Annotated in this window: 9 protein-coding genes; 4 read left to right on the forward strand and 5 right to left on the reverse strand. The window is 68.7% G+C overall.

The window, feature by feature from the left end; all coding sequences use genetic code 11:
* Positions 1 to 5 precede the first annotated feature (5 nt).
* The 4 genes from ACGGCP_RS02320 to ACGGCP_RS02335 form a co-directional block, all read right to left on the reverse strand.
* Positions 6 to 1,430, reverse strand: a complete 1,425-nt coding sequence (locus tag ACGGCP_RS02320; protein ID WP_392959879.1) for a GH1 family beta-glucosidase — start codon at positions 1,428 to 1,430, stop codon at positions 6 to 8.
* Positions 1,427 to 2,353 (reverse strand): carbohydrate ABC transporter permease, encoded by a 927-nt coding sequence (locus ACGGCP_RS02325; RefSeq protein WP_392959881.1) that lies wholly within the window; start codon positions 2,351 to 2,353, stop codon positions 1,427 to 1,429. Before ACGGCP_RS02325 ends, ACGGCP_RS02320 begins: the two co-directional genes overlap by 4 nt.
* Positions 2,350 to 3,285, reverse strand: a complete 936-nt coding sequence (locus ACGGCP_RS02330) for a carbohydrate ABC transporter permease (RefSeq protein WP_392959884.1) — start codon at positions 3,283 to 3,285, stop codon at positions 2,350 to 2,352. Before ACGGCP_RS02330 ends, ACGGCP_RS02325 begins: the two co-directional genes overlap by 4 nt.
* 334 nt (positions 3,286 to 3,619) lie before the next feature.
* Entirely contained in the window at positions 3,620 to 4,963 is a 1,344-nt protein-coding gene (locus ACGGCP_RS02335; protein ID WP_392959887.1) for an ABC transporter substrate-binding protein, read from the reverse strand.
* 519 nt (positions 4,964 to 5,482) lie between these two features.
* Here ACGGCP_RS02335 and ACGGCP_RS02340 point away from each other — a divergent pair.
* Positions 5,483 to 8,098 carry a glycoside hydrolase family 48 protein gene (locus ACGGCP_RS02340; RefSeq protein ID WP_392959889.1) on the forward strand — a complete coding sequence of 872 codons (2,616 nt, stop codon included), beginning with the start codon at positions 5,483 to 5,485 and terminating at the stop codon, positions 8,096 to 8,098.
* A gap of 235 nt (positions 8,099 to 8,333) precedes the next feature.
* Here ACGGCP_RS02340 and ACGGCP_RS02345 read toward each other — a convergent pair whose 3' ends face one another.
* A complete protein-coding gene (locus ACGGCP_RS02345) occupies positions 8,334 to 8,825 on the reverse strand; it encodes a DUF1349 domain-containing protein (protein WP_392959892.1) in 492 nt (163 codons plus the stop codon).
* A gap of 504 nt (positions 8,826 to 9,329) precedes the next feature.
* Here ACGGCP_RS02345 and ACGGCP_RS02350 point away from each other — a divergent pair.
* The 3 genes from ACGGCP_RS02350 (at position 9,330) to grpE (ending at position 12,570) form a co-directional block, all read left to right on the forward strand.
* The gene (locus ACGGCP_RS02350; RefSeq protein WP_392959894.1) at positions 9,330 to 9,767 is read left to right on the forward strand and encodes a hypothetical protein; all 438 of its coding nucleotides are present in this window, start codon (positions 9,330 to 9,332) and stop codon (positions 9,765 to 9,767) included.
* A gap of 206 nt (positions 9,768 to 9,973) precedes the next feature.
* Complete coding sequence (gene dnaK / locus ACGGCP_RS02355; RefSeq protein ID WP_392959897.1) at positions 9,974 to 11,818, forward strand: molecular chaperone DnaK; 1,845 nt, start codon at positions 9,974 to 9,976, stop codon at positions 11,816 to 11,818.
* Complete coding sequence (grpE, locus tag ACGGCP_RS02360) at positions 11,815 to 12,570, forward strand: nucleotide exchange factor GrpE (protein WP_392959899.1); 756 nt, start codon at positions 11,815 to 11,817, stop codon at positions 12,568 to 12,570. Before dnaK ends, grpE begins: the two co-directional genes overlap by 4 nt.
* Positions 12,571 to 12,582 lie beyond the last annotated feature (12 nt).

The following is a 12,582-nucleotide window of genomic DNA, read 5'->3' on the forward strand; positions in this document are numbered from 1 at the left end:
TTGGTCTATTCTGCCTCACGGTTCGTACGGGCACGCCGCACCAGGTCGCCGTACCAGCGCCCGGAGTCCTTGACCGTGCGCTCGCCGGTCTCGAAATCGACGTACACCAGTCCGAACCGCTTCGTGTAGCCCCAGGCCCACTCGAAGTTGTCAGCCAGCGACCAGGCGAAATACCCGACGAGCGGGACGCCGGCGGCGACGGCGTCGGCGCACGCGGCCAGGTGCGCCTGCGCGTACTCCTGCCGCTCGGGGTCGTGGATCTCGCCGTCCTCGATCTTGTCGGGGAACGCCGAGCCGTTCTCGGTGATGGCGAGGTCCACGCCCGGGTAGGCGGCGTGGAGGCGCGTGAGGATCTCGGTGAGCCCGCCCGGGTCGATCTCCCAGCCCATGTCGGTGACGGGCAGCCCGGAGGAGACGAACCCGATGTGCTCGTTGGCCGGCCACGCCGATCCGGCGCCCGTGGGGGCGGCGGAAGCCGAGGTCGCGCCCCCGTTACCGGTAACGGTGAACCGGCTGTAGTAGTTCACCGACAAGACGTCCACGGGGGCGTTGATGACCTCCATGTCGCCGTCCTCGACGAACGCGAAGTCGCTGATCGCCTTGAAGTCCTCGACGATGTCCTCGGGGTAGGCCCCCAGGAGCGCCGCGTCGGTGAACCAGCGGTTCTGGACGCCGTCGATGCGGCGGGCGGCGTCGAGGTCGACAGGCGTGTCGGTGGCGGCGTGGATCGGGTAGAAGTTCAGGCCGACGCTGACGGTGGCCTCGGGGTCGGCGGCCTTGATGGCGCGCGCGGCGAGGCCGTGGCCGAGCATGAGGTGGTGGGCTGCGGCGATGGACGCGGCCGGCTCGCGCCGCCCGGGGGCGTGCTCGCCGGAGGCGTAGCCCAGGAACGCGGAGCACCACGGCTCGTTGACGGTGATCCAGTGCTTGACGCGGTCGCCCAGCGCCGCGTGCGCGATCTGCGCGAACTCGCCGAAGCGCTCGGCGGTGGCCCGCACGGGCCACCCGCCGGCGTCTTCGAGGGCTTGCGGGAGGTCCCAGTGGTACAGGGTGATCCACGGGGTGATGCCCTCGGCGAGGAGGGCGTCGACGAGGTTGGAGTAGTAGGCGAGCCCCGCCTCGTTGACCCGGCTCGAGCCGTCGGGGCAGATCCGGGGCCACGACAGCGAGAACCGGTAGGCGTTGAGGCCGAGGGCCTTGATGGTGGCGACGTCCTCGGGTATGGACCGGTAGGAGTCGATCGCGGTGTCGCCGTTGGAGCCGTCGACGACCCGGCCGGGCTCGTTGACGAACGCGTCCCAGATGGACGGGCCGCGCCCGTCGGCGCCCGTGGACCCCTCCACCTGGTAGGAGGAGGTCGCCGCGCCCCAGGTGAACCCGGTCGGGAACCGGGCCGCGAGCGCGGCTGTTTCGGTTTCGTTGGTTGTCACTTGCCAGAACCTTCCATGATGCCGTGCACGATCTGCCGCCCGAACACGACGAACAGGATCGCAATGGGAATGATCGAGATCAGGGTGCCGGTGAACACCATCGAGAGGTCCGCCGCCCAGGTGGCGGTGGAGATCTGGCGGATGGCGAGCTGGACCGTGGGGTTCTCGTCGCTGAGCACCATGAAGGGCCAGAGGAACTCGTTCCAGGTGAGCATGAACGTCAGCAGGCCGAGCACGACCATCGCCGGGCGCAGGGCGGGGAGCACGATGCGCCACCAGATCCCGAGCGTGGTGGCGCCGTCGATGCGGGCGGCCTCGATGATCTCGTCGGGCACCGACTGCTCGACGTACTGGCGCATGAGGAAGATCCCGAACCCGTTGATGAGGAACGGCAGGATCACGGCCGTGAGCGTGTCGAGCAGTTCGAGCTCGACCATGACCATGTACAGCGGCACGATGCCCAGCTGCTGGAGCGGCACCATCATGGAGAACAGCACGGTGGCCATGAGGACCTTGGAGCCGCGGAACCTGAGCTTCGCGAACGCGAACCCGGCGAGGGTCGAGATGAGCACGACCGAGAGCGTGACGGTGCCGGTGATGATGAGCGAGTTCCGCAGGCCCAGCAGGAGGTTCGCCTCGGGGTTGGTGAGGGCCTCCTGGATGTGCTCGCCGAGGTTGCCGCCCGGCAGGAGCGCCGGGGGGAACCCGGAGGCGTCCGTGGTGGTCCGCGAGGCGATGACGACCATCCAGTACAGCGGGAAGATCGACAGGGCCGCGACGGCGATGAGGCCGATCCGGGTGAGCATCGTCGGCGCGAGGATCCCGCCCGACGGGTTGTGGGTCGCGGTGCTGCGCTTGGGCTTGGGCGCCTTCGGCGGCCGGGGGGCGGCGGCGGTCTCGCGGGGCGCGGTGGCGGTGCTCATTTGTTCCCCTGGATGCGGTTGACGACGAGGAAGTTGATGCCGGCGACGATCCCGATGACGATGAACAGGAGCCAGCCGACGGCGGCGGAGATGCCGTAGTTGCCGTGGGTGCGCAGGATGTCGACGAGGACCATCGCGGTGGTCTGGAACTGGCCGTCGGCCCCGCCGTCGAGCCGCCCGCCGCCGAACATCATCGGTTCGACGAAGAGGGTCATGCCGCCGACGGAGGACACGAAGACCGTGAAGATGAGGATGGGCTTGAGCTGGGGGATGGTGATCTTCCAGAACTGCTGCCGGGGCGTCGCGCCGTCCACCGTGGCGGCCTCGTAGAGGTTGCGCGGGATGGTCTGCATGGCCGCCAGGAAGATCAGGGAGTTGTACCCCATCCACCGCCAGTCCACCATGGACGACACGGCGAACCAGGACGAGAACCGCCCGGTCTGCCAGTCGATCCCGTCGAGCCCGACGAGCTCGAGCGCGCCGTTCACCATGCCGTACTCGGTGCCCCAGATGCGCGCGAAGATGACGCCGACGGCGACCACCGAGGTCACGATGGGGGCGAGGATGAGCATCCGCCACAGCATCGCCCGCTTGATCATCTTGTTCAGCGCGTTGGCGACCATGAGCGCGCACACGATCTGCGGCACGGTGGCGATGAGGAACATGCCGAGGGTGTTCACCACGGACCAGTTGAACCGGTCGTACGTGGTCAGCAGGAACTCGTAGTTGTCGAGCCCCACGAACTCCTTGGTCTGGCTCCCCAGCTTCCACGCGTGGAGCGAGGCGTACAGCGTGTACGCCATGGGGAAGATGCCGAAGACGGCGAAGAGGATGAAGTACGGGGACACCAGCGCGTAGGGCATGGCCTTGGCGTCGGCTCGGTTGAGCTTCTCCCGCCAGGTGAGGCGCGGTGCGGCGTTGCGGGTGGTCATGAGGCCTTCCTTGGGACGGTCGCGGCGTTGGCCCGCCGGGCCGACCGCCTGTGTGCGCTTGCGTGCCGTTCGCCGGGACGGCCTGCGGGGACGGTGCCGCAGGGGCGGGACGGACGGATTCGGGGAGCCGGCCCGCCGCGGGTTGGGGCGCGGCGGGCCGACACGGTGCCGCCTGGAGGACCGGGTCCTGGGGGGTCGCGCCGAACGGATGCTGGGAGGCGTTCGGCGCCGGTCCTCGCTGGGCGGCACTGGATCCGGGGGCCCTGGCTGGCAGGGACCGGACCTTCGGCCCGGCCCGGCGGAGGCAGGTTCCGCCGGGCCGGGCCGCCGGGGGCTACATGCCGGCGCTGGCGAGTTCGACCGCTTCGGTGGCGGCGGACTCGATCTCGCTCCAGGCGTCTTCAGCCTTGAAGGTGCCGTCGGCGACGCCGTTGAGGACGCCTTCGACCGCGCCCTTCACCGGCGGGTGGTAGTAGGAGTAGGTCAGGGCCGGGAAGTTCTGCACCGACGCGGCGATGATCTGGCCGACCGGGGCGTCGTTGAAGTACGGGTTGGTCTTGTCGGCGACGCGCGGGTCCGCCTGCGCCACCGGCGAGGACGGGAAGTTGCCGACGGCCTCGAAGACCTTGATCTGCTGCTCGGGGGCGGTCAGCCACGCGGCCAGCGCGGCGGCCTCCTCCGGGTGCTCGGACTGCGAGGGGACGCCCAGCCAGGAGCCGCCCCAGTTGCCGGCGAGGCCGGGGGCCGCCGCCATGTCCCACTTGCCGGCGTTGTCCGGGCCGGAGGTGGGCTCGATGACGCCGCCGGCCATCCAGCCGGGGCACGGCATGACGGCGTAGCCGCCTTCGACCATGCCGGCGTTCCACTCGTCGGTCCAGGAGGCGAAGTTGCCGATGGCGCCCATCTCCTGGAGTTCGAGCACGGTGTTCACCGATTCGGTGGCCGCGGCGGAGTCGAGGGTCAGTTCGCCTTCGGCGTCGACGTACATGGCGCCGTCGCCCTGGCCGGCGAGCTGGCCGAGGAGCATGTTCTGCAGCTGGGTGGGGCCGTCCAGGAACGCGGCGCCGGTGTCGGCGTCGACGAACTGCTGGGCGACGGTCTTGAAGCCGTCCCAGGTGGACCATGCGGCGGCGAGCTCGGTGCGGTCGGTGGGGAGGCCGGCGGCCTCGAAGAGGTCGGTGCGGTAGCACATGGCCATGCCGCCGACATCGGTGCCGAAGCCGACGAGGGTGCCGTCCTCGGACTTGCCGAGGTCCCACTTCCACTGGACGTAGTCGGCGGAGCGGGCGTCGTACTCGGCGAGGTCGTACCAGTGCGAGGAGTCGGCGAAGAGCTGGGTGACGCCCTGCTCGTCGATGCCGACGACGTCGCCGGCGCCGGAGCCGGTCTCGAGCGCGGTCTGGAGAGCGGGACGGAACTCCTGCTCGAAGTTGACGCCGTCGCCTTCGATGACCACGTCGATGTTGGGGTTGGCGGCCTCGTACTCGGCTTCGAGTCCGGCCTCGGTGTAGCCGAAGGTGCCGAACACGGAGACGGTGAGCTTGATCTTGCCGTCTTCGCCGGTGGAGTCGTCGCCGCCGTCGCCGCTGCCGCCGCACGCGGCGGCGGAGAGGGCGAGCGCGCCGGCGGCCGCGGCCGCCAGGGCCGTCTTGCCGTGCCTGCGATTGAGGAGATGCATCTTTGCTGGTTCCTTCCGAGCGCCTCGGCGGCGCCTTGCGTTTTCCAGAGGGGTTGAGGGACTCGTCTTGCCTTGGCGCCCTAGGCGGAGGAGGTGCGGGCCGCCGTGGGTGCACGGCGGCCCGCGACTGAAACCGCCGAGGCGATCGCCCTTGGGAGCGATACCAGAACCATACGGGAGCGTGTTCCACAACGCAAGCCCGGGTGTGAGGGTCGTTACTCGCTTGTTACAGCGCCGCCCACGGCCAGGAAATCGAAGGTCGCAGATCTATAACTGTGATCATCTGGAAACAAGCTCGTGAGCTGGAAAAATGTTTGCCAATCGGGGGTGTATGTCCCGGTCCAAGTAGAAATTTAGAGATGTCAATGTATTGACATTCGGGCCGGAAACTTGGCAGCATGACTTGGGAGCGCTTCCGCAAAGCGGTCCGTTTCGTTCCACTCGTGCGGTTCGAAGGCGACCATCCCGGCATGAGCGCTCCCACGGAAATCGGACACACCACCCACAGGAGTTAGCCAAATGGATCTCGACAACCTGGCCCCGCCGCGGCGCGCAAGACGCCGATGGCGCACCGCCGCCGCGGTGACGCTGCCGATCGCCCTCGTCGGCACCTTCGCGGCGGTGGCCGCCCCCCAGGCCTTCGCCAATCCGACCTGCGGCGATTTCAAGTACAACGTGGTCTCCACCTGGGGCTCGGGCTTCCAGGCCAACGTCTCCCTCACGGGCGGCACCGCCGGTCTCAACGGCTGGGACCTCGAATGGCAGTTCCCCGCCGGGACCACGGTCTCCAGCGCGTGGAACGTCGACTGGAGCCAGAGCGGCACCACCTTCAAGGGCGGCGACGTCGGCTGGAACGGCACCGTCGCGTCCGGCCAGACCAGGGAGGTCTTCGGCTTCATCGGATCCGGTTCGGCCACGGCCCCCACCGGCGTCAAGGTCAACGGCGAGACCTGCGGCGGGCCCGTCATCCCCGTCGACCCCGAGCTCGAGGTCTCCCGCGCCAACGTCGTGGTCGACGCGGGCGGGACCGCCGCGATCGACGTCGGCTTCTCGGCCGCCACCAACGCCGCGGCCACCGTCACCACCGCGCGCACCTCCGGCTCGACCGCCATCTCGGTGGCCTCGGGCGGCTCGCTCAGCTTCGCCGCGGGCGACACCAACACCAAGCCGGTCACCTTCGCCGCCGCCGCGAACGCGGCTCCGGGCGACTCGGCGACGTTCACCGTCTCGTCCCCCGGCTTCGACCCGCTCCAGGTCGTCGTCAGCATCGCCGACATCGGCGAGGTCACGGAGAACGAGGAGCGCTTCCTCGCGATGTACGACCAGCTGGCGGGCACGGACTCCCCGTACCTGCACCAGACGGGCGTCCCCTACCACTCGGTGGAGGAGCTCATCGTCGAGGCGCCGGACTACGGCCACGAGACCACCTCCGAGGCCCTGAGCTACCAGATGTGGCTCGAAGCGGCCTACGGCCAGGTCACGGGCGACTGGTCCGGGTACAACCAGGCCTGGGAGACCGCCGAGACGTACGCGATCCCCGACCTCAACCCGACCAACTACAACCCCAGCTCGCCGGCCTCGTACGCGCCCGAATCGGACGACGTCACGGACTACCCGACGCAGCTGGACTTCAACGCGCCCGTCGGCGACGACCCGCTCGGCGCCGAACTGCGCAACACCTACGGCAACAACCGCATGTACGGGATGCACTGGATCCTGGACGTCGACAACGCCTACGGCTTCGGCGAGTGCGGCGACGGCACCACCGAGCCGGCGTACATGAACACCTTCCAGCGCGGCTCCCAGGAGTCGACCTGGGAGACCGTGGCGCACCCGTCCTGCGAGACCTTCGACTTCGGCGGGCCGAACGGCTTCCTCCCGCTGTTCGTCGGCGACTCGCAGTACTCCCAGCAGGAGCGCTACACCGCCGCCCCCGACGCCGACGCGCGCGCCGTCCAGGTCGCGTGGATGGCCCAGAAGTGGGCCACCGAGCAGGGCGCCCAGAGCCAGATCTCCGGATCGCTGGACAACGCGTCCAAGATGGGCGACTACCTCCGGTACGCCTTCGCGGACAAGTACTTCAAGCAGATCGCGGGCGACTGCATCGGCATCAGCACCTGCCCCGACGGCACCGGCAAGTCCTCGTTCCACTACCTGCTCTCCTGGTACTACTCCTGGGGCGCCGGCATGAACGGCGACTGGTCCTTCCGCATCGGCGGCTCCGGCGTCCACCAGGGCTACCAGAACCTCATGGCGGCGTACGCGCTCTCCGAGGGCGGCCTCGCGCCGGACTCGCCGACCGCTGACGACGACTGGGCCAAGAGCCTCGACGCCCAGCTGGACTTCCTGGAGTGGCTCCAGGTCCCGGCCGGGTCGCAGGGAGCGGGCGCCATCGCGGGCGGCGCGACCAACAACTGGGGCGGCAACTACGGCAACCCCACCACCACCGCCGAGCACAACGGCCTGTACTACGACGAGCAGCCCGTGTGGCACGACCCGCCGTCGAACCGCTGGTTCGGCTTCCAGGTCTGGGGCATGGACCGCGTCGCGCAGTACTGCTACGAGACCGGTGACACCCGGGCCTGCGACATGCTCGACAAGTGGGTCGCCTGGGCGCTCTCGGAGTCCGAGATCAGCGCGACCGACTACAGCCTGCCGGGCGACCTGGAGTGGAACGGCGAGCCGGGGGCGGGCCTGTCCGCCTCGGTGCTGACCATGTCCAAGGACCCGGGCGTGGCCGGCGCGTTCGCCAAGATCCTGTCGTACCACGCCGCCGCCAGCGGCGACACGGCCTCGCAGACGGCGGCCGCGAACCTGCTCGACGGCCTCTGGGCGGTCAACGACGGCGTCGGCGTGACGCAGACCGAGGGCCGGGCGGACTACTGCCGCTTCGGCGACGAGGTCTACATCCCGCCGGGCTTCACCGGCACCATGCCGAACGGCGACGTGCTGGAGAACGGGGTCACGTTCATCGAGACCCGCTCCTTCATGAAGGAGTTCGAGGGCTGGGACCAGGTCCAGGCGTACATCGACGGCGGCTGCACCGGCCCCGCGCCGGAGTTCCAGTACCACCGGTACTGGCACCAGGTCGAGGTCGCGACGGCCTTCCAGACCTACGCCTCGCTCTTCGAGTAGACCCGTGAAGCGGCGCCCGGTGACCAAACCGGGCGCCGCACACCTCAATACGCACTGAACGGCGCGATCGGTTGCATCAGCTTCCGGCCGCGCCGTTCTCCTGCCTTCATGCCTGCACCCGTTGGGGTCTCAAGCTGAGCACACAGGTCGGGTCCGAGGGGATCGCCACCGGGCCCGACCTCTATGCTCAGCGCTTCCTGGCCCCACCGCCAGTGCGCTGCAAGAGGTTCAGCAGCTAGTCGACGTCGATGTCGAGGTCCTGCGCGGCGTCCCAGAAGCTCTCGGAGACGGGGCGGGCGCTGGCGATGCCGGCCATGACCGGGACGCCGCCGGGGAGGTAGGTGGAGGCGATCGTGGTGTAGTCGACGCCGTCGTCGGCGTGGGCGACGGTGACGGTGCCTCCGGCGCGGATGAGCCGCAGCCAGATCTCGTCGGCCTCGGTGTCCACAGGAGACAGGGACCAGTTGGTGTGCTCGCGCGTGGTCACGGTGGAGACGAGGTGCTGGCCCCCAAGGTATTCGGCGCCGGTCTTGATCCAGTTGGACTCGTCGACGCGGATGGTGAGCGAGGCCTCGGCGTGCTGGTGGCGGTGCTCGGGGCGGAACCGCATGGCGATCTCGCCGTCGCCCTGGAGTTCGAGGCCGTAGATGTAGACGTGCTCGGTCAGCTGCTCTGATCCGGCGCTGCGGTTGAAGGTGGTCTTGATCTCGAAGTAGGGAGTGATCAATCCACCGTCAACCGTCCATTGTACTTCTTCAGAAGGAGACTGCATGATCCCATGATGCCACACGTGATTGGGACGTTTTCCGGCAAAACGGGCATGGTAACCCAAAGTTAATCCAGTCTTCGGGTCCGTCACAAACCTGTAATGCCAGCTCAACCAGGATATGCACCGCAGAGTGCGGCTTCCGTTACGCTTCTTGGAGAGCGCGGTCCGAGCCCTCCGGCCGTACGCCGAAACGCTTGCCGCCCAATAGTTCGCGTGCCGCGCGATTTCCGGGGCGATGCGCACCAGGCTACTCCGCGGCCGCCCGAATGCAAACGCCGAAACACAAGTGAAATTCGTGTTGCGTGTGATCCGGAATGTCTCGCGAGTTCGCCTCTGTACCTATCCGTCTCGGACGGACTAGAGTGCCGAGTGCTCATACCCGTGTCCTCGCGGCCCGCTCGACCGTTAATCCGGTAAGAGGCGTACGCAGTGCACGGAAGCGAAGGCGAATGAGGGGATAGCGTGAGCATGCAGCATTCAGCGAGGCAGGCGCCGCACGACGCCGACGCGCCGGAGACGGGCCGCGGCCTGCCGCGCCAGGAGCGCACGCCGCCGCCCCGCCGCTCGCGCCACACCGCGGAATCCGTCGCCGCCCCGGTCGACTCGCCGTCGATGGTGGTGCCGATCCCGGCCCGCTCGCGCCGCTCCCGCCGCGAGGGCCCCTCGAAGCTCTTCTCCCTGGAGCAGCCGCCGCCGCTCGATGCGCCCCTGGGGATCACCGAGATCACCGGCTGGTCGCTCGCCTCGGCGATGTGGCGCGACCACCTGCCCGAGCAGTTGCTCGGCATCGACTGCGCCTCGTGCAAGCAGGCCTGGCCGTGCGACACGTGGAAGATCGCCGACGACCTCCTCACCGAGTGCTGCGAAGCCGCGGGCGAGGCCCCCGCCGGAGCCCGCTAGCCCCACCGGTCGCAGAGTTGAGTCGACCCGACTCAACTTTCGTGCGATTCATCACAATTCCCGAGATCGGCTTGACAGCCGAAACCTGTCGTTCGAACATTGAGTCTATCCGGCTCAACTTGGTTCGGGGTTCCCGCCCGGCCGCTTGAGACAGAGACTGGTCTCCGGACTCGGAGACATCTGTTCGACTACGTCAGGAGATCAACATGGCACGTGCGGTCGGTATCGACCTCGGCACGACGAACTCCGTGGTCAGCGTCCTCGAAGGCGGGGAAGCCACGGTCATCACCAACGCTGAGGGGGCGCGGACCACCCCGTCCATCGTCGCTTTCGCGAAGAACGGTGAAGTGCTGGTCGGCGAAGTGGCCAAGCGCCAGGCGGTCACGAACCCGGACCGCACCATCCGCTCCGTCAAGCGCTACATGGGCACCGACTGGACCGTCGACATCGACGGCAAGTCGTACACCGCGCAGGAGATCAGCGCGCGCATCCTCATGAAGCTCAAGCGCGACGCCGAGGCCTACCTGGGCGAGAACGTGACCGACGCGGTCGTCACCGTCCCGGCCTACTTCTCGGACGCGCAGCGCACCGCCACCAAGGAGGCGGGCGAGATCGCGGGCCTCAACGTCCTGCGCATCATCAACGAGCCCACCTCGGCGGCGCTGTCCTACGGCCTCGACAAGGGCGAGGACGAGCAGACCATCCTCGTCTTCGACCTCGGCGGCGGCACCTTCGACGTGTCCCTGCTGGAGATCGCCGACGGCGTCATCCAGGTCAAGGCCACCTCGGGCGACAACCACCTCGGCGGCGACGACTGGGACGACCGGGTCATCCAGCACCTGGTCAAGACCTTCAACGGCCAGTACGGCGTGGACCTGTCCAAGGACAAGATGGCCATGCAGCGCCTCAAGGAGGCCGCCGAGAAGGCCAAGATCGAGCTGTCGTCCGCGATGAACACCTCGATCAACCTGCCGTACATCACCGCGGGCCCCGACGGGCCGCTGCACCTGGACGTCTCGCTCTCGCGCGCCGAGTTCGAGCAGATGACCTCCGACCTCCTCGACCGCTGCAAGAAGCCGTTCGAGCAGGCCGTGAAGGACGCCGGGATCAACGTCTCCGAGGTCGACCACGTCATCCTCGTCGGCGGCTCGACCCGCATGCCCGCGGTCTCCGACCTGGTCAAGCGCCTCATCGGCCGTGACGCGCACAAGGGCGTCAACCCCGACGAGGTCGTCGCGATCGGCGCGACCCTGCAGGCCGGCGTCCTCAAGGGCGAGGTCAAGGACGTGCTGCTCCTGGACGTCACGCCGCTGTCCCTCGGCATCGAGACCAAGGGCGGGATCTTCACCAAGCTCATCGAGCGCAACACGACGATCCCGACCAAGCGCTCGGAGGTCTTCACGACCGCCGACGACAACCAGCCCTCGGTGCTCATCCAGGTCTTCCAGGGCGAGCGCGAGATCGCGGCCTACAACAAGAAGCTCGGCACCTTCGAGCTCACCGGCCTGCCGCCGGCGCCGCGCGGCGTCCCGCAGATCGAGGTCACCTTCGACATCGACGCGAACGGCATCGTGAACGTCTCCGCGAAGGACTCCGCGACGGGCAAGGCCCAGTCGATGACCATCTCGGGCGGTTCCAGCCTGGCCCAGGACGACATCCAGCGGATGATGGCCGAGGCCCAGGAGCACGCCGAGGAGGACCGGCAGCGCAAGGAGGAGGCCGAGGCCCGCAACATGGGCGAGTCGCTGGTCTACCAGACCGAGAAGCTGCTGGCCGAGAACGGCGACAAGATCCCCGAGGACCTCAAGGGCCGCATCAACGACGCCACCGGCTCCCTCAAGGGCGCCCTGGGCGGCAGCGACATCGAGGCGATCAAGACCGCCACCGAGGAGCTGTCGAAGGTCAGCCAGGAGGCCGGTCAGGCGATGTACGCGGCGGCGCAGGCCGAGCAGGGCTCGCAGGCCCCGTCCGCGCCGACCGCTGACGCGGCCGGTGACTCCGAGACGATCGTCGACGCCGAGATCGTCGACGACGACAAGGACCAGAAGTGACGGACGAAGGCAACAAGGAAGCCGACGACAGCCAGCAGCCCGACGCCGAGAACGGCGGGGACGAGCTGACCGTGGACGACATCCTCGCGGCCGCTTCGGACGACGGGCAGGCCGCCGACGACGCGGTGGCCGTCCTCCAGTCCACGGTCGAGGAGCGCACACGGGACCTCCAGCGGATCACCGCCGAGTTCCAGAACTACCGCAAGCGCGTCGAGCGGGACAAGGCCCGCTCCGGCGAGCTCGCCACGGCCGCGGTGCTGCAGAGCCTGCTGCCGGTGCTCGACGACATGGACCGGGCGCGGGACCACGGGGACCTCAACGGCCCCTTCGGTTCCGTGGCCGAACAGCTGGTCAACGCGCTCGCCAAGCACGGGCTGGAGTCCTTCGGCACGAAGGGCGACGCGTTCGACCCGCAGGTCCACGAGGCCGTCGCGCACATGCAGATGCCGGGGGTCGACGGACCGACCTGCATCGACGTGATGCGCTCGGGCTACCGCCTCGGCGACAAGCTCCTGCGCCCCGCCCTCGTGGCGGTCGCCGAGCCCGCCGACGACGACTCGGAAGCGCCTGCGGCCGAAGCGGAAGCGGAGCCTGAGGTCGCCGAGGCCGAGGTCCTGGAGGCGGAAGCCGACGAGGCCGAGGGCGACGGGTCCGAGGAGCCGGCGGAGGCCCCCGCGGCCGAAGCCGAGCCGTCGGAGGACGAGCGGTCCGACAAGGCGAAGAAGAAGGACAAGGGCGGCAAGGACTCCTAGGTCCCGCCCTAC

Origin of the sequence: Glycomyces sp. NPDC048151, assembly GCF_043202775.1 — a bacterium.
In the GTDB taxonomy this organism is placed as follows: domain Bacteria; phylum Actinomycetota; class Actinomycetes; order Mycobacteriales; family Micromonosporaceae; genus Glycomyces.